The sequence below is a fragment of the Variovorax sp. HJSM1_2 genome (genome assembly GCF_049316285.1).
GTDB lineage: Bacteria > Pseudomonadota > Gammaproteobacteria > Burkholderiales > Burkholderiaceae_C > Rhodoferax_B.
In genome coordinates, this window is record NZ_JBMOXA010000005.1 from 66,573 (window position 1) to 82,514 (window position 15,942).

Genomic DNA, 15,942 nt, shown 5'->3' on the forward strand with positions numbered 1-15,942 from the left:
TAATTACTTGGCGGCGCTGAACCACTTCTTGACGATGGCGTCGTAGCTGCCATCGGCCTTGAGCTTGGCCAGCGCCGCGTTCACGGCCTTGGTCAGCTCGGGCGAGTCCTTGCGTATGGCCATGCCGTATTCCTCGGTGGTGATCTGCTCCTGCAGAACCTTCAGGCCAGGACGGGTGCGCACGTATTGGTAGGCGGCGGGTTTGCCGGTCACGGCAGCGTCGGCGCGGCCTATGTCCACCAGGTTGAACATTTCCTGGTTCTTTTCCACTTCAACGCGCTGCACCTTGGGGAAGTTTTGTTCCAGGTAGCTCACCGACTTGGTGCCCACTTGCACGCTGACCTTCTTGCCGTCGAGATCGGCCAGCTTCTGTATGCTGGTGTTGCCGTCTTTCACCATGGCCACCAGGCCGCCGGCGTAGTAGGGCGTGGTGAAGTCCACGACCTTCTTGCGTTCGTCGGTGATGTAGATCGCCGACACGGCCATGTCGAAACGCTTGGAGATCAGACCGGGGACCAGGCCCTTGAAGTCTATGTCCACCCATTCCACCTTTTTGCCCATGGCTTTACCTATGGCTTCCACCAGTTCGATGTCGAAGCCGGTGCGTTTGCCGTTCTCGACAAACTCCATGGGCGGGAACGTGGCGTCGGTGCCCACGCGCAGCACGTTGTCTTGCGCGTGCACGGCGGCGGCGCCGAGGGTCAGGGCGGTCAGGCTGGCCAGGAGGAGGCTGCGGCGGATGTTCATGGAAAAGCTCCGGTTGGGGGAAAGAGAGAAAAAACCAAAAAAAGAATCAGCCGCGCCCGGGGTCAGGGCGGCGTGAGTTCGCGTGAGATGCGGGCCGCCGCGACCACGGTCATGTGGATCAGCGCCGACGCCTGATCTTGCGCACGCAAGATGGGGGCCATGAGGGTGATGGCGCCCACCGACTGGCGCGGCGTGCGAAACAGCGGCACGCTGCAGCCCCAGACGCCGGGATCGACCTCACTCTGCGAAACGGCATAACCTGTGTTACGAATGGAGACGAGCTCCTGGAGCGCGGCGGCGCGTGCCGGGGAATGGGCACCGTAGTGGGTGTCGAGCAGCGCATCGCGCCTATCTTCGGGCAAGTGGGCCAGCAGGCATTTGGCCGAGGCGCCCAGGCGCAGCGGCACACTGCGGCCTTTTTCAAACGAGCAGCGCAGCGACTGGCTGGTCTCCACCATGTCCAGGCAAATCGCCTGATCGTTCACGGCCACAATGAGGCCGACACTTTCACGCGCCTGCTGGCACAACTCGGTCATGGCCGGGCGCGCCAAGGGCACCAAATGGGAGGCGAGGTCGAAGCCCAGCGCCAGTTGCAGGCTGACCGGGCCGGGCGCATATTGGCCATCGCGCTCCAGCACAAAGCCCCAGCGCTTGAGCCGGGCCAGTTGGCGGTACAGCGTGCTGCGCGCCAGGCCGGTGTGTTCCATCAACTCGGGCGCGGCCATGGTGCGGCCTTGCTGCGCGAGCACCGCCAAGACCTGCAACACGCGGTCGGCGGTGGGGACGGCTGATGGGGTGGCTCGCGGTGGCTTGCTGGACGACATCCGCGCAGTATGGACGCAGCCATTTAGAAATTGAACAACCCATTCCCGAGAAATGGGAATGGGGCGGCGAAATTTTCGCCACCCTGCCAAGGCGGTGTGGAAGGCTTAAAGGATGATGAAAGAACCATCCCTGGCCGACCACCCCAGCATCACTTGACGATCACTTCACCATCGGCAATTTCAGCCCTTGCTTCTTCGCCGTGGCAATGGCTTGTTCGTAGCCCGCATCGGCGTGGCGCATCACGCCCGAGCCGCTGTCGTTCACCAGCACACGGGCCAGGCGCTGGGCGGCGGCGTCGCTGCCGTCGGCCACGATCACCATGCCGGCGTGTTGCGAGTAACCCATGCCCACGCCGCCGCCATGGTGCAGGCTGACCCAGCTGGCGCCACCAGCGGTGTTCAGCAGGGCGTTGAGCAGCGGCCAGTCAGAGACGGCGTCCGTTCCGTCACGCATGCTTTCGGTTTCGCGGTTCGGGCTGGCCACCGAGCCGGTGTCCAGGTGGTCGCGGCCAATGACGATGGGCGCCTTGAGTTCGCCGTTCTTCACCATCTCGTTGAAGGCCAGGCCGGCCAGATGGCGCTCACCGAGGCCAAGCCAGCAGATGCGTGCGGGCAGGCCCTGGAAGGCGATGCGGTCGCGCGCCATGTCCAGCCAGCGATGCGTGTGGTGGTTGTCGGGGAAAAGCTCCTTGATCTTGGCGTCGGTCTTGTAGATGTCTTCCGGGTCGCCCGACAAGGCCACCCAGCGGAACGGGCCCTTGCCTTCGCAGAACAGCGGGCGAATGTAGGCCGGCACAAAACCGGGGAAGTCAAAAGCGTTTTGCACACCCTGGTCAAACGCCACCTGGCGGATGTTGTTGCCGTAGTCCACAGTGGGAATGCCCATGGCCTGAAAGTCGAGCATGGCCTGCACGTGCACGGCGCAGCCCTTGGCGGCGGCGGCGGTCAGTGCGGCGTGTTGCGCCGGATCTTGTTGCGCGGCCTTCCACTCGGCCACGCTCCAGCCCACGGGCAGGTAGCCGTTGATCAGGTCGTGGGCCGAGGTCTGGTCGGTCACCAGGTCGGGCTTGATGCTGCCGGCCTTGGCGCGGCGCACCAGCTCGGGCACGATCTCGGCGGCGTTGCCCAGCAACGCGATGGACACGGCCTCACCGGCCGCCGTGTGTTGCTGGATCAGGGCCAGCGCGTCGTCTATGTCCTTGGCTTGTTTGTCCACATAACGCGTGCGCAGACGGAAATCGATGCTGCTCTGCTGGCATTCGATGGCCAGCACACAAGCCCCTGCCAAGACACCAGCCAGCGGTTGTGCGCCACCCATGCCGCCCAGGCCGGCGGTCAGTATCCACTTGCCCGACAAGTCGTTGTTGTAGTGCTGGCGGCCGGCCTCGACAAAGGTTTCAAACGTGCCCTGCACGATGCCTTGTGCGCCTATGTAGATCCAGCTACCGGCGGTCATCTGGCCGTACATGAACAAGCCCTTGCGGTCGAGCTCGTTGAAGTGTTCCCAGTTGGCCCACTTGGGCACCAGGTTGGAGTTGGCGATCAACACCCGTGGCGCGTTCGAATGTGTCTTGAACACACCCACGGGTTTGCCGGATTGCACCAGCAGCGACTCGTCTTCTTCCAGGTCTTTGAGCGACGCCAGGATCTGGTCGAAACAGGCCCAGTCGCGTGCAGCGCGGCCAATGCCGCCGTAAACCACCAGAGCTTGCGGGTTTTCGGCCACTTCGGGGTCGAGGTTGTTCTGGATCATGCGGTAGGCGGCCTCGGCAATCCAGTTCTTGCAGTGCAAGTCGGTGCCGCGCGGGGCGCGGATGACGCGGGTCGGGTCTACGCGTGGATCGGTATTCTGTGGTGTGAAGGTTTCGGGTGCGTTCATGGCTGTCTCCAGGCGTAGGGCAAAAAAAGTGGCTGACGCTTCAGGCGTCGCGGGATGTGGTGAGGGCGAACCCTGCGCGGTTGGCGGTGGCTTCGCGCTCGGCCAGCACTTCATAGGTCTCGGGTTCGGCGCTGGTGAAGCGCTGCAGCAGCAACCTGTCCATGGCGGTCGCGCAAACCGCGTCCTCGTGGGCTGACAGCAGGGCTTGGCGCACACGTTGCGTGACGTCGGGGGCTTGGCTGGGCGAGGCCACCAGCAGCGGAATGGGGGACGCGATGGTGTTCTCCAGCGAGACCAGTGGCGCCATCAGCTCGGGGGTGTGGTGGCGCAGCAGGTCCAGTACGTAGCTGTCGACCACACCCACTTCGGCCTGGCCGTCGAGCACGGCACGCAACACCGCCATGGGTGTGGTGGTGGGCGCGGCGGTGGCGGCAAACAGGCTGGTTTGGCCTGCGGGTGCCAAGCTCATCAAGTGATGACGCGGGGCGTTGAAGCCCGAATTTGACTCGGGCAACATGTGCGCCAGGCGGTGGCCAAAGGTGGCGGCGAGGTCGGAAAACCCGGCGTCGCGGCGTGCCACAAACTCGGTGAAGTACACCGGCTGCGCTGCATAACGGGCGGGCGCTGGCACCGGCGCGGCGAGGATCACCGGGGGGGCGGTGTGTATCGCCAAGGCCTTGTGGGCGCGCGTGATGTAGGGCAGGCCACACATAAAGGCCGCGCCCAGATCGTCACGGTCCCACAGCGCGGCCACGGGCGCGGGAGCGGCGTGTTCCACGTAGTCCCACGACACGCCGGCGATCTCACCCACACGCAGCAACAAGCTGCGCCAGGCCTGCGCCACGGCGGGGGTGACGGCGTACATACGGGCGTTGGCGATCATGGTGCTGTACGTGATTTAGGCGTAAACCAGTTGCTGGCCTATGCCCATGGCGGCGGCTTTTTGCAGCAGCGCGTGGCCCATGGCAATGTCGCTCAGCGACAGGCCGCGGTGCCAGAAGAGATTGGTTTCATCGTCGCTCTGGCGGCCGGGCTTTTGGCCGGCGACGATCTGGCCCAACTCGGCGTGCAGTGTTTGCTCGGACAGTTTGCCCGCGTTGACATGCGCGCGCAAGGAGCCAAACGGGCCACCCTTGCACTGGCCCCAGTCGTCCACCACCATCTTGTCCATGATGTCGGTGAGCGACAGCTCGACCGCGCTCATGGTGCCGTAGGGCACGACCAACGCGCCCTTCTTGATCCACTCGGTCTTGAGCAGTGGCGTAGGTTCTTCCAGGCGCGAGGCTTCGACCACGATGTCGGCGCCGCGCACACACGATTCCCAGTCTTCGGTGATGGTGATCTTTTTGCCCAGGTCTTGTTCGAGTCTGGCGGCAAACTTTTCGCGGCTTTCGGGGCGGCGCGAGTGGATGCGGATCTCGTCAAAGTCGAACAGGTGGTTCAGCAGGCGCACGTTCCAGTAGGCCGTGCCGCGCGCGCCAATGTGGCCCAGCACCTTGCTGCTCTTGCGCGCCAGGTGTTTGGCGCCGAGTGCGGTGATGGCGCCGGTGCGCGCATCGGTGATGAAGGTGGCGTCCAGCATGGCCACAGGCATGCCGGTGCGCGGGTCGAACAGGTTCAGCATGGCCATCTCGGACGGCAGGCCTTGTTTGTAGTTGTCCACATAGTCGCCGACGATCTTCACGCCCGCGAGGTTCATGGGGGCGATGTAGCCGCGCAGCACGTTGAAGTGGCCGCGAAACGCCGGATCGGGCGTGAGGTGCACACGCGGCTCTATCACCGTCTGGCCATTGCCCTGGGCCAGCAGACCTTGCTCGACGGCGGCCAGGATTTCGTCGTTGCTCAGGGCAAGGCGGGCGATGTCGGGGCCGTTGAGATAGGTGAGGTGGATGTTTTTCAAGGTCGTGCTTTCTGTGGCGGCTGGGCGTTAAGTGGTATATACCACTATAGGATCAAACGGCTATAGGGTCAACTTTCCGGTGCTGAAAAAACATGCATGCACTGAATTAGCTTATGCACTTTCGGTGGTGTGCAAAAACGGGCGCTTTTGCATTAAAGTGGTTCATACAACTTGTTGCACGGCGAAGTTGTTTGTTTTTGGTGCGCTGAACTGGCATAGACCACTTGAATGCCTGGGCACGCCAATTGCATGGCTCGTGCCGGGTTGCGTTCTTCCACCATGATTTTGTCGCCGGAGCTTTTCATGACCATGCCGTTTGTCGATTCGCCGTCTCGTCTGCAGTCTCGTCTCAAAACCGTTCTGGTGGCCGCAGCGGCCATGGGGTGTGCGGTGATGGCGTCGGCCCAAACCATCAAGGTTGGCTCCAAGAACTTCACGGAGCAGTATGTTCTGGCCGAGTTGTATGCGCAGGCTTTCGAGGCCAATGGCATCAAGGTGGAGCGCAAGGTCAACCTCGGCGGCACGCTCATCGCCCAGAAGGCGCTGGAAGAAAAGCAGATCGATTTCTACCCCGAGTACACCGGCACCATGCTGCTGGCGGTGCTGAAGGAAGCGCCTATGACCGACAAACAGGCGGTCTACACCAAGGTCAAGACCGCCTACGCCGCGAATGGGCTGGTGGTGCTGGACCAGGCGCCCATGAACAACACCTATGTGATGGTGGTCAAACCCGAGGTGGCGGCCAAGTACAAGCTGGCCACGCTGTCGGATCTGGCCAAGGTGGCCAAGGAAGTGAAGCTGGGCGCAGGCCCCGAATTCCGCGATCGCAAGGACGGCCTGCCTGGCCTGAAGACCACCTATGGCATGGAATTCAAGGAAGACCTGCAGTTGGCCATTGGCCTGCGCTACCAGGCGCTCAAGGGCGACCAGGTGCAGGTGGTCAACGGTTATTCGACCGACGGCATGATTGCCGCCATGAAGCTCACGCGCCTGAAGGACGACAAGAACCTCTGGCCGCCTTATTACCTGGCGCCGGTGATCCGCAAGGACGTGCTGGACGCCAACCCCAAGGTGGGTGAGGTGGCCAACAAGATCAGCGCCTTGCTGGACGACGCCACCATGGCGCAACTGAATTACCTGGTGGACGGCGAGAAGGAAGAGCCCAAGGACGTGGCCAAGGCCTTTCTGAAGGAAAAGGGCATCGTTCGCTGATCGCCGCGCCGCAGGCAATGTTGGCCAGGCCAGACATGCAAGCCGCAAGCGCATCCGCCGGCCAGGCGGCCACAGCCGTGCTGTTGGGCCCAGGCCCGGTGACGATAGAACACCTGCTGCGCGTGGCGCAGGCGGGCGCGCCGGTGTGCGCCACTCCCGAGGTCGCGCAACGGCTGCGCATCGCGCGTGCGGTGGTCGATCAACTGGCGGCGTCGAGCACACCGATCTACGGTCTCAACAGTGCCCTGGGCGCGAACGTGGGCCAGGCCATTGATCCGGCGCAGCAGGCGGCCTACCAGGTGCGTGCCATCCAGGCGCGCAGTGTCGGCGTTGGCCCTGAGATAGGGGTCGAGCGTGTGCGTGCCACGCTGTTCAGCCGCCTGGCGGGGCTGGCTGTGGGTGGTTCGGGCATTTCGCCCGAAGTGTTTGATGCCTTGCTGGCGCTGCTCAATGCCGGGGTGCATCCAGTGGTGCCGGCCTTGGGCTCTATAGGCGTGGCCGACCTGGCGCCGATGTCGCATGCCATGCAAGTGCTGCTGGGGGCTGGCGAGGCTGATTTTTGTGGTGAACGCCTGCCCGGTGGTGAGGCCCTGCGCCGCGCCGGTTTGGCGCCCGCCCAGTTGGGGCCAAAGGACGGCCTGGCGCTGATCAGCTCGAATGCCTTTACCGTGGGAGGCGCGGCCCTGGCCTGGCAGCATATGGCGCGGGTGCTGGATTTGCTCGATTTCGCCGCCGTGCTGACGCTGGAGGGCTTTCGCGCCAACCTGTCGCCTTTTTGCGCAGAAGCGGTGGCGGCGCGGCCTACACCCGGTGTGCAGCAAAGCGCCGAGCGTCTGGTTGCTTTGTTGGACGGCAGCGCCCTGTGGCAAAGTGGTGCCGCCCGGCGCGTGCAGGATCCGCTGTCGCTGCGCTGTGTGCCGCAGATCCATGGCGCGGCCTGGTGGGCGCTGGAAGATGCGCGCCAGCATATAGAGGCCGAACTTAATGGCGCGGGCGACAGCCCGCTGGTACTGCCCGAAGGCGCTGCAACTGAAGCTGCACAGGGCCAAGGGCGCCTGATCTCCACCAGCAACTTCCATATTCCCGGCCTGGTGCTCTCGCTCGAAGGTGTTGGCCTGGCGTTCGCCCAGGCCGCCTCGGCCGTGGTGCAGCGTTGCCAGCGCCTGTATTCGCCCGGCAGCAGCGGGCTGCCTCTGCAGCTCACACGCCTGGGCCCCGAACATTCCGGCTTTGCCACCATTCAGAAAACGCTGACCGCGCTGTGGAGCGAAGTGCGCCACCTAGCCAATCCCGCGTGCCTGGATTTCTTTCCGGTGTCTGAAACCTCGGAAGACCATGCCCTGATGGCGCCGCAGGTGGTGGAGAAGACGCAGCGGCTGGGCGACGCCGTGGCTTACCTGGCCTGTATTGAATTGCTCAGCGCCGCGCAGGCCGTGGATCTGCGTGGCATCACGCCGGACCAGATGGGCGCGGGTGCGCGCCGCATCTACACCGCCGTGCGTGCACTGCTGCCGCCGCTCGACGAAGACCGGCCGCTGGGGCCCGAGGTCGAGCTGCTGCATAGGCATTGGCTGGCCGGCGCGTTGCCGGAACCGGGTGGGCTTGAGGAGAGTGCCGCGGCATGAAGTGGTTGATCAGAAACTGGGACCAGGTGTTGCAGGCCCTGGGCGAACATATCTTCGTCTCGGGTTCGGCGCTGTTGCTGGCCTTTGCGGTGTCGTTGCCGCTGGGCATCTGGGCCGCGCGCAACCAACGCGTCATGAGCATCACGCTTGGTATCTCGGGCGTGCTCTACACCATTCCCACCATGGCCTTGCTGGCGCTGCTGATTCCCATCGTTGGCCTGGGCAAGACCAACGCCATCCTGGCGATGGTGATGTTTTCGCTGATGATCCTGATCCGCAACGTGGCTACCGGCCTGCGTGAAGTGCCGGCCGACGTGGTGGACGCCGCGCGTGGCATGGGCATGGACAGCGGCCAGATCCTGCGGCGCATCGAGTTGCCGCTGGCCGCGCCCATCATCGTCGCCGGCTTGCGTGTGGCGGCTGTCACGGTGATCAGCATCACCGTGGTGGCGGCTTTTGTGAACGCAGGTGGCCTGGGCAACATCATCTTCAGCGGCATGTCCAGCGACCACGCGGCCAAGATCTGGGTTGGCGCCTTGGCGGCCTGCCTGCTCTCGGTGCTGGTGGATGTGTCGCTGCACGCCGTGGAAAACCGTTTGCGCAAGGGAACGGCATGAACCTTCTTGCGCAAGCCTGGGACATGTTCATGGCCGACCCGAGCCGCGTGGGCGCGGCGCTGTGGACACACGTGCTGCTGTCGGCCTGTGCGCTGGGGCTGGGTGCACTGGTGGCGGTGCCGCTGGGCATGCGCCTGGCGTTGTCGCAACGCGGTGTGCTGCTGGCCATCAACCTGGCCAACACCGGGCGCACGCTGCCTTCGCTGGCGGTGCTGGCGCTGGCTATGCCGCTGCTGGGCACGGGCTTTCTGCCATCGCTGGTGGCCTTGGCGCTGTTGGCCTTGCCGCCGATTCTGCTCAACACCTACGCCGGTGTGCGCGGCATAGACCCCGAGGTGATAGATGCCGCACGCGGCATGGGCATGCGTGAGCGGCAGATCACCTGGCGCGTGCGCCTGCCGCTGGCGCAGCCGACCATCTTTGCCGGCCTGCGTATCGCAGCGGTGCAGGTGATCTCGGGCGCCACGCTGGCGGCCTACATCGGTGGTGGCGGCCTGGGCGAGTTCATCACTTCGGGCGTGGCCATGATGGCCGTGCCCCAGGTGCTGCTTGGCGCCATTCCGGCCACGCTGCTGGCCATAGCGGTCGATAGCTTGTTCGGCTCGCTGCAAAAACACTTAACGCCCAAAGGGCTGCGCAATCCATGATCCATATCGAAGGCCTGACCAAGCAGTTCCCGGGCGCGCAGCGGCCTGCGGTCGACGGCTTGTCGTTGACCATTCCCGAAGGTGAGCTGTGTGTGCTGATTGGCTCGTCGGGCTGCGGCAAGACCACCACCATGCGCATGATCAACCGCATGATAGAACCCGACGCCGGGCTGATCGAGGTGGCGGGGCGCAATGTGCGCGAGCAGGACGCCGTCGCGCTGCGCCGCAACATCGGCTACGTGATCCAGCAGACGGGCCTGTTCCCGCACTTCACCATCGCCGAGAACATCGCCACCGTGCCGCGCCTGCTGGGCTGGCCCGAGCCGCGCATCCAGGCGCGCGTGGATGAACTGCTGGCGCTGGTGGGCTTGGTGCCCGAGCAATACCGGCAGCGTTATCCGCGCGAGCTGTCGGGTGGCCAGCGCCAACGCGTGGGTGTGGCGCGTGCCCTGGCGGCCGACCCGCCGGTGATGCTGATGGACGAGCCGTTTGGCGCCATCGACCCGATCAACCGCGCCTCGCTGCAGGATGAATTCCTGCGCATACTGCAGCAGTTGAAGAAGACCATTGTGTTTGTGACACACGACATCGACGAAGCCCTGAAGATGGGCGACCGCGTGGCGATTCTGCGCGACGGCCGTATTCTGCAGGTCGACACGCCCGATGCCTTGTTGGCCACACCCGCGAATGAATTTGTTGCCTCATTCCTGGGCGTTGGGCGCTCGCTCAAACGCCTGGCCTTGGCCACTGTGGGCTCGGCTTTTGAGGTTGATGCGCCTGCAGCCGGTGCGCCGCGTATTGCCGCCACCAGCTCACTGCGTGAAGCCCTGGCCTTGTTGTTGGAATCGGGGGCGGCCGAGTTGGCCGTGACCGATGCCAATGGGCACACCACCGGCCGCTTGCGGTTTGAGGCCTTGCGCGCTTTGGCCAGCGCTTCACCCGCTGCGTTGGAGAACTGAAACATGGCGACCAAAAACGGCTATGAAGATGTGAAATACGCCATCCGTCAGGCGATTGAGCAAGGCGGCTGGAAGCCAGGTTTCAAGCTGCCATCCGAGCGAGAACTGGTCGAACAATTCAAATACGCGCGCATGACGGTGCGCCGCGCGCTGCAGGAGCTGCAGGCCGAAGGTTTGATAGAGCGGCGCCACGGCTCGGGCTCTTACGTGGCCGATCTGCAGCCTATCTCCAACATCTTGAGCGTGAAGGACATCCGCGAAGAGATCGACGGGCGCGGCCACACACACAGCAGCCAGGTGTTGCTGCAAACCAGCATAGAAGCCAGCGCCGCCATCGCCCAGGCGATGCAGTGCACACCCGGTGCCCCGGTGTTTTGCTGCCAGGTGCTGCACCTGGAGAACGGTGTGCCGGTGCAGTTTGAAGAACGTTTCATCAACCCCGAGGTGGTGCCAGACTTCTTGTCGCTGGACCTCGCGGCGCAGACTGCGTCGGGCCACCTGTTTGAGCGTGCACCGCTGACGGCCGCCGAACAGGTGGTGGAAGCGGTCAACGCCGAGGCGGCGTTGGCAGCCCACCTGCGGGTGGACGAAGGCGCCGCCTTGCTGAGGGTGTCGCGCCGCACGGTATCGCAGGGGCGCGTGGCGTCGATCGCGCGGCTCTACCACCCCGGCAGCAGTTATCGGCTGATCGGTGTGTTCTCGACCACACCGACGACCACGGTTTAGACCATCAGGCGAAGCTAGGCACGATCTGCTGCACAGCAGTCGGCCATTCACTTTGCAGTGCCCACAGGCGCATGTTTTCCACGTCAGTCGCCAAATAGCGGTCTTGCTCCAGGAAGGCGACTTTGCTGCGCAGGCGTGCAAACTCGGCTTCCACCAGCGGTGAGCTTTTCAACCCGCGCTTCAGCTCCATGCCTTGCGCCGCGGCCATGGCTTCTATGCCCACCACCACGGCGGTGTTGTTCACCATATCGCCCAAGCGGCGTGCGGCAAACGTGGCCATCGACACGTGGTCTTCCTGGTTGGCCGAAGTGGGCAGGCTGTCCACGCTGGCCGGGTGGGCCAGGGATTTGTTTTCCGATGCCAGGGCGGCGGCCGTGACCTGCGCAATCATGAAGCCGGAGTTGACGCCGCCGTCGCGTACCAGGAACGGGGGCAGGCCCGACAGGCCGGTGTCCAGCAGCAGCGCCAGGCGGCGCTCGGAGATGGCACCGACCTCGGCCACAGCCAGCGCAATGATGTCAGCCGCAAACGCCACCGGCTCGGCGTGGAAGTTGCCGCCCGAGATCACGTCGCCGTTGTCGAACACCAGTGGGTTGTCGGAAGCCGCGTTCGCCTCGATTTGCAGCACGCGTGCGGCGTGTTGCAGGTTGTCTAGACATGCGCCCATGACTTGCGGCACACAGCGGATGGAATAGGGGTCTTGCACACGACCGCAATCGGGGTGTGAAGGCACGATTTCACTGCCGTCGAGCAAGGCGCGCACGGCGCCTGCCACGGCGATCTGGCCGGGCTGGCCACGCGCGGCATGCACGCGTGCATCAAACGGTTTGATCGAGCCCTGGATGGCTTCCAGCGACAAGGCTCCGGCCACCAGGCCTGCGCCCAAGACCTGCTCGGCACCAAATAAACCGGCCAGGGCCAGCGAGGTGGAAACCTGCGTGCCGTTGAGCAAGGCCAGGCCTTCTTTCGGGCCCAGAACAAAGGGCGTCAAACCTATGCTTTGCATGGCTTCTGCACCGCTGACCAGGCTGCCATCGGCGGTGAAAGCCTGGCCTTCACCAATCAACACACAGGCCAGGTGCGCCAACGGCGCCAGGTCGCCAGAAGCGCCCACCGAGCCCTTGGCCGGGATGTGCGGCGTGACACCGGCATTCGCCAGCGCCAGCAAAGCGTGCACCAATGCCGGCCGCACACCCGAGTGGCCGCGCGCCAGGCTCACGGCCTTGGTTGCCAGAATCAAACGCACCACGGGTGCGGCCAATGGCGCACCCGTGCCAACGCTGTGCGACAACACCAGGTTGCGCTGCAAATCGGCCAACCGGTCGCGTGCAATCTTGGTGCTGGCGAGTTTGCCAAAGCCGGTGTTGATGCCATAGACCACCTGGTCTTCGTCCACGATGCGCTGCACCGCGGCCTGCGAACTGAGCAGGCCGGCCTCGGCCTCGGGAGCCAGCGTCAAAGCTGCGTTGGTGCTGTAGATGTGGCGCAATTCGGCCAGGCTGACGTCGCCGGGGTGGAGCACTAAAGAGGTGGTGGTCATGGTGTTTTCATCCTGTCTATACAAGTTGCCGCCATCATCGTTCAGAGAGGCCAATGTTGCAAGATGTCCAGCCCTGCCGGGCGAAAAGAAATACGCGCGCAATGCCACGTGGTGGCACGGCCGGGCGCTACTCTGGCCCTATCCTCGCCCCTATCTCCGGCCAGCTTATGCGGTGATGTATTCGGGGTAACGCGTCTGGATGTCGGCCACGCGGCCCAGCGTGCCCGAGAGGTGTGCGCGCAGCGCCTCCTGCGCCGCTTCGGCGTCACCTATGGTCAGCGCTTCGACGATGCGGCGGTGGTCGCGTACCACGCGCTCGGAGTTGCCCGGGGAGGGCAGGTCCAGGCGGCGCAGCCGGTCCAGATGGCCGCTGCGGCGGCGCACCAACTCATACAGATCGGGTGCGCCAGCCGCTTCATACATGCTGCGGTGAAACGCCTGGTCTGCCGCAATGAATTCGTCGGTGCCATGGCTGGACAGCGCCGCCTGTACGTCCACCATGGCCGCCAAGCGGGCGTAAAGCGCGCTGTTTCCCGACAAGGCCAAGGTGCGCACCACCTCCAGTTCTATCGAGCGCCGCAGAAACTGCGCCTGCTCGGCCGAGCGCAGGTTGATGCGGCTGACCAGGGTGGCATGTTGCGCGAACACGTCCACCAAGCCTTCCTGGCTCAGTTGCATCAGCGCGTCGCGCACCGGGGTCTGGCTCAGCTCAAAGCGTTCGGCAAGTTCGCTGCGCACCAGCGGTGTGCCGGGCGTGAGCTCCAGCGAAATGATGGCTTTGCGCAGCCATTCAAAGACTTGCGGCGCGGCCTGGCGTGTGCGGTCGAGTTTGTGAGGTGTTTTCATCGGGCGTAGTCGTATGCACCTGATTTTAAATCGAGCTTTCATTGACACACTAATACATTAGTGCTTCAATGCGCCACGATTTCAATAATTCAGGAGACATTTCATGCACCGTCGTTTCGCCTTGGTCGCTGCCGCCTGCAGCGCCGTCTGCCTCTTTGCCACCCCCGCCCAAGCTGTCGACTGGCCTGCCGCCAAACCCATCACCTGGGTCGTGCCATTTGCCGCAGGTGGCTCCACCGATGTTGTGGCGCGCGCCGTAGGACAGGATTTGTCGGTGGCTTTGAAGCAGTCGGTGGTGGTCGACAACCGGCCCGGTGCCGGTGGCGTGATTGGTGTGCAGGCCGTGGCGCGTGCACCGGCCGACGGCTACACGCTGATCGGCGGCACCATCAGCACACACGCCATCAACGCTTCGCTCTACAAGAAGCTGCCCTACGATCCGTCCAAGGACTTCGAGCCAGTCTCGCTGATCGCCTATGTGCCGAATGTGTTGATGGTCAATAGCGCCCTGGGTGTGAACACGGTGCAAGAGCTGGTGGCCTGGATTCAAAAGAACCCGGAGAAGGCTTCTTACGCCTCGTCCGGCGCGGGCACCTCCACCCACCTGACCGGCGCGCAGATGGCCGACTTGATCAAGGTGCCTATGCAGCACATCGCCTACAAAGGCAGCCCACAAGCCTTGCAGGACGTGGCCGCTGGCAATGTGCCCTTTTTGTTCGACCAGTTGACCGCTGGTTTGCCGCTGGTGAAGGCGGGCAAGCTGAAGTTTCTGGCGGTGACGACCAAGACCCGTTCGCCGCTGGCCCCGGATGTGCCCACCACCGCCGAGGCCGGTTACCCGGGGCTTGACCTGGTCTCCTGGCAGGCGGTGTACGCGCCCAAGGGCACGCCTAAGGAGGTCGTGGCGCGTCTCAATGCCGAGGTCGTCAAGTCGCTGAAGGCGCCCGAACTGAAGAACAAGCTGGAGACCCAGTTTGGCATGCAGGTGGTGGGCAGCAGCCCGGCCGAACTGGCGGCGATTACCGCTGCCGACACCGCCCGTCTGGGCGAGCTGGTGCGCAAGACCGGGGCCACCGCCGAATAAGCTAACAATCACAACAGAAAAGAAAGTAGTCCACCGTGGCACGCGATATCACCATCACCCATGTACGCATCACACCGATTGCCTTTCGCGACGGCCCGCTGCTGAATGCAGCCGGCATTCACGAACCCTGGGCGCTGCGTGCCATTGTCGAGATCGAGACCAGCGATGGCCGCGTCGGCATTTCCGAAACCTATGGCGACGAGCCCATGCTCAAGGTGCTGGAGCAGGCGCGTCCGCTGCTGATAGGCCTGTCGCCGTTTGCGCTCAACGAGATGGAAGAGCGGGTGCGCGCCACCATCAAGGCCGTGCCCGGCGCGGTGGAGTTTGAACTGGCGCCAGGTTCACACGCCGCGAAAAATGCGCCCAAGGTGATCAGCACGTTTGAAGTTGGCATGCTCGACTTGCAGGGCCAGATCGTCGGTGCGCCGGTGGTGGACCTGCTGGGCGGCGCGGTGCGCAAGGCCGTGCCCTACAGCGCCTATTTGTTCTTCAAGTACGCCGAGCATGTGGGCAAACCCTACGCAGCCGATGCCTGGGGCGAAGGCATCAGCCCCGAGCAGATCGTGGCGCAGGCGCGCCGCATGATAGAGCTGTACGGCTTTCAAAGTATCAAGCTCAAGGGCGGTGTGTTCGAGCCGGCGCACGAAGTGGCCTGCATGCAGGCGTTGGCCAAGGCCTTCCCCGGCCTGCCGTTGCGCCTGGACCCCAACGCCAACTGGTCGCTGGCCGCCAGCATTGCTGCGGCCCCTGCGCTGGACGAGATCCTGGAGTATTACGAAGACCCGACGCCAGGCCTCGCGGGCATGGCCGAGCTGGCCAAACACACAAAACTGCCCCTGGCGACCAATATGGTGATCACCACCATGGAAGACTTCCGCAAGGGCTGTGAGATGGGTTCGGTCAAGGTGCTGCTGTCCGACCACCACTACTGGGGCGGCCTGCGCGTCACCCAGACTCTGGCGCGTATGTGCCGGCTGTGGGGGCTGGGCATGTCCATGCATTCCAACTCGCACCTGGGCATCAGCTTGATGGCCATGACCCACGTGGCCGCCAGCGTGCCCAACCTGACCTACGCCTGCGACACCCATTACCCATGGCAGGAGGAAGAGGTGATCAAGGGCGGACGTGTGCGCTTCGATAAGGGCTCGGTGGTGGTGCCCACCACGCCTGGCCTGGGTGTGGAACTGGACCGTGAGGCACTGGCCAGCTTGCATGCGCAGTATCTGGAATGCGGCGTGCGCAACCGCGACGACCTGAAACAGATGCAGCGTTACGACCCGTCGTTCACCGGCAAGACACCACGGTTTTAAGGCTAGGCCCTTAAGCGTCAGCGGCC

At 64.1% G+C, this 15,942-nt stretch carries 15 protein-coding genes; 8 read left to right on the forward strand and 7 right to left on the reverse strand.

What is annotated here, in order from left to right; genetic code table 11:
* Positions 1 to 3: 3 nt before the first annotated feature.
* From ACFQ95_RS07180 to ACFQ95_RS07200, 5 genes are all read right to left on the reverse strand, one after another.
* Positions 4 to 747: a glutamine ABC transporter substrate-binding protein gene (locus ACFQ95_RS07180; protein WP_422830161.1), complete on the reverse strand. Its 744-nt coding sequence runs from the start codon at positions 745 to 747 to the stop codon at positions 4 to 6.
* 62 nt (positions 748 to 809) lie between these two features.
* Positions 810 to 1,571, reverse strand: a complete 762-nt coding sequence (locus ACFQ95_RS07185) for an IclR family transcriptional regulator (protein WP_422830162.1) — start codon at positions 1,569 to 1,571, stop codon at positions 810 to 812.
* Positions 1,572 to 1,731: 160 nt separating this feature from the next.
* Positions 1,732 to 3,450: a urocanate hydratase gene (gene hutU / locus ACFQ95_RS07190; RefSeq protein WP_422830163.1), complete on the reverse strand. Its 1,719-nt coding sequence runs from the start codon at positions 3,448 to 3,450 to the stop codon at positions 1,732 to 1,734.
* Positions 3,451 to 3,490: 40 nt separating this feature from the next.
* Positions 3,491 to 4,333, reverse strand: coding sequence for a phosphate/phosphite/phosphonate ABC transporter substrate-binding protein (locus ACFQ95_RS07195; protein WP_422830164.1), 843 nt, complete (start codon positions 4,331 to 4,333; stop codon positions 3,491 to 3,493).
* Positions 4,334 to 4,348: 15 nt separating this feature from the next.
* Entirely contained in the window at positions 4,349 to 5,350 is a 1,002-nt protein-coding gene (locus ACFQ95_RS07200) for an ornithine cyclodeaminase family protein (protein WP_422830165.1), read from the reverse strand.
* Between the two features lie 303 nt (positions 5,351 to 5,653).
* Here ACFQ95_RS07200 and ACFQ95_RS07205 point away from each other — a divergent pair, with 303 nt between their 5' ends.
* Genes ACFQ95_RS07205 through ACFQ95_RS07230 form a run of 6 tightly spaced genes read left to right on the forward strand, consistent with a single transcriptional unit; the run spans position 5,654 to position 11,136 of the window.
* Positions 5,654 to 6,562 carry a glycine betaine ABC transporter substrate-binding protein gene (locus tag ACFQ95_RS07205; RefSeq protein ID WP_422830166.1) on the forward strand — a complete coding sequence of 303 codons (909 nt, stop codon included), beginning with the start codon at positions 5,654 to 5,656 and terminating at the stop codon, positions 6,560 to 6,562.
* A 35-nt stretch (positions 6,563 to 6,597) separates the two neighbouring features.
* Positions 6,598 to 8,187 carry an HAL/PAL/TAL family ammonia-lyase gene (locus ACFQ95_RS07210; protein ID WP_422830167.1) on the forward strand — a complete coding sequence of 530 codons (1,590 nt, stop codon included), beginning with the start codon at positions 6,598 to 6,600 and terminating at the stop codon, positions 8,185 to 8,187.
* On the forward strand, positions 8,184 to 8,804 hold the full coding sequence (locus ACFQ95_RS07215; RefSeq protein ID WP_422830168.1) for an ABC transporter permease: 621 nt from the start codon (positions 8,184 to 8,186) through the stop codon (positions 8,802 to 8,804). Before ACFQ95_RS07210 ends, ACFQ95_RS07215 begins: the two co-directional genes overlap by 4 nt.
* Entirely contained in the window at positions 8,801 to 9,451 is a 651-nt protein-coding gene (locus ACFQ95_RS07220) for an ABC transporter permease (protein WP_422830169.1), read from the forward strand. The genes ACFQ95_RS07215 and ACFQ95_RS07220 overlap by 4 nt, the downstream gene beginning before the upstream one ends.
* Positions 9,448 to 10,410, forward strand: coding sequence for an ABC transporter ATP-binding protein (locus tag ACFQ95_RS07225; RefSeq protein WP_422830170.1), 963 nt, complete (start codon positions 9,448 to 9,450; stop codon positions 10,408 to 10,410). The genes ACFQ95_RS07220 and ACFQ95_RS07225 overlap by 4 nt, the downstream gene beginning before the upstream one ends.
* Positions 10,411 to 10,413: 3 nt before the next feature.
* Positions 10,414 to 11,136 (forward strand): UTRA domain-containing protein, encoded by a 723-nt coding sequence (locus ACFQ95_RS07230; protein ID WP_422830171.1) that lies wholly within the window; start codon positions 10,414 to 10,416, stop codon positions 11,134 to 11,136.
* A gap of 4 nt (positions 11,137 to 11,140) precedes the next feature.
* On the opposite strand, the gene hutH is transcribed toward ACFQ95_RS07230, so the two are convergent.
* Complete coding sequence (gene hutH / locus ACFQ95_RS07235; protein WP_422830172.1) at positions 11,141 to 12,676, reverse strand: histidine ammonia-lyase; 1,536 nt, start codon at positions 12,674 to 12,676, stop codon at positions 11,141 to 11,143.
* Between the two features lie 165 nt (positions 12,677 to 12,841).
* The gene (locus ACFQ95_RS07240; protein ID WP_422830173.1) at positions 12,842 to 13,522 is read right to left on the reverse strand and encodes a GntR family transcriptional regulator; all 681 of its coding nucleotides are present in this window, start codon (positions 13,520 to 13,522) and stop codon (positions 12,842 to 12,844) included.
* Positions 13,523 to 13,625: 103 nt separating this feature from the next.
* Here ACFQ95_RS07240 and ACFQ95_RS07245 point away from each other — a divergent pair, with 103 nt between their 5' ends.
* Both ACFQ95_RS07245 and ACFQ95_RS07250 read left to right on the forward strand, forming a co-directional pair.
* The gene (locus ACFQ95_RS07245; RefSeq protein ID WP_422830174.1) at positions 13,626 to 14,606 is read left to right on the forward strand and encodes a Bug family tripartite tricarboxylate transporter substrate binding protein; all 981 of its coding nucleotides are present in this window, start codon (positions 13,626 to 13,628) and stop codon (positions 14,604 to 14,606) included.
* A 35-nt stretch (positions 14,607 to 14,641) separates the two neighbouring features.
* Positions 14,642 to 15,916: a glucarate dehydratase family protein gene (locus ACFQ95_RS07250; protein WP_422830175.1), complete on the forward strand. Its 1,275-nt coding sequence runs from the start codon at positions 14,642 to 14,644 to the stop codon at positions 15,914 to 15,916.
* Positions 15,917 to 15,942: the final 26 nt, after the last annotated feature.

Excerpts from the sequence above, each read along its gene's own strand:
- ACFQ95_RS07215 (WP_422830168.1), top strand. The coding sequence starts at position 8,184 with ATGAAGTGGTTGATCAGAAACTGGGACCAGGTGTTGCAGGCCCTGGGC.
- ACFQ95_RS07220 (WP_422830169.1), top strand. The coding sequence starts at position 8,801 with ATGAACCTTCTTGCGCAAGCCTGGGACATGTTCATGGCCGACCCGAGC.
- hutU (WP_422830163.1), bottom strand. The coding sequence starts at position 3,450 with ATGAACGCACCCGAAACCTTCACACCACAGAATACCGATCCACGCGTA.
- ACFQ95_RS07210 (WP_422830167.1), top strand. The coding sequence starts at position 6,598 with ATGCAAGCCGCAAGCGCATCCGCCGGCCAGGCGGCCACAGCCGTGCTG.
- ACFQ95_RS07180 (WP_422830161.1), bottom strand. The coding sequence starts at position 747 with ATGAACATCCGCCGCAGCCTCCTCCTGGCCAGCCTGACCGCCCTGACC.
- ACFQ95_RS07205 (WP_422830166.1), top strand. The coding sequence starts at position 5,654 with ATGACCATGCCGTTTGTCGATTCGCCGTCTCGTCTGCAGTCTCGTCTC.
- ACFQ95_RS07225 (WP_422830170.1), top strand. The coding sequence starts at position 9,448 with ATGATCCATATCGAAGGCCTGACCAAGCAGTTCCCGGGCGCGCAGCGG.
- ACFQ95_RS07245 (WP_422830174.1), top strand. The coding sequence starts at position 13,626 with ATGCACCGTCGTTTCGCCTTGGTCGCTGCCGCCTGCAGCGCCGTCTGC.
- ACFQ95_RS07195 (WP_422830164.1), bottom strand. The coding sequence starts at position 4,333 with ATGATCGCCAACGCCCGTATGTACGCCGTCACCCCCGCCGTGGCGCAG.
- ACFQ95_RS07240 (WP_422830173.1), bottom strand. The coding sequence starts at position 13,522 with ATGAAAACACCTCACAAACTCGACCGCACACGCCAGGCCGCGCCGCAA.
- ACFQ95_RS07230 (WP_422830171.1), top strand. The coding sequence starts at position 10,414 with ATGGCGACCAAAAACGGCTATGAAGATGTGAAATACGCCATCCGTCAG.
- hutH (WP_422830172.1), bottom strand. The coding sequence starts at position 12,676 with ATGACCACCACCTCTTTAGTGCTCCACCCCGGCGACGTCAGCCTGGCC.
- ACFQ95_RS07185 (WP_422830162.1), bottom strand. The coding sequence starts at position 1,571 with ATGTCGTCCAGCAAGCCACCGCGAGCCACCCCATCAGCCGTCCCCACC.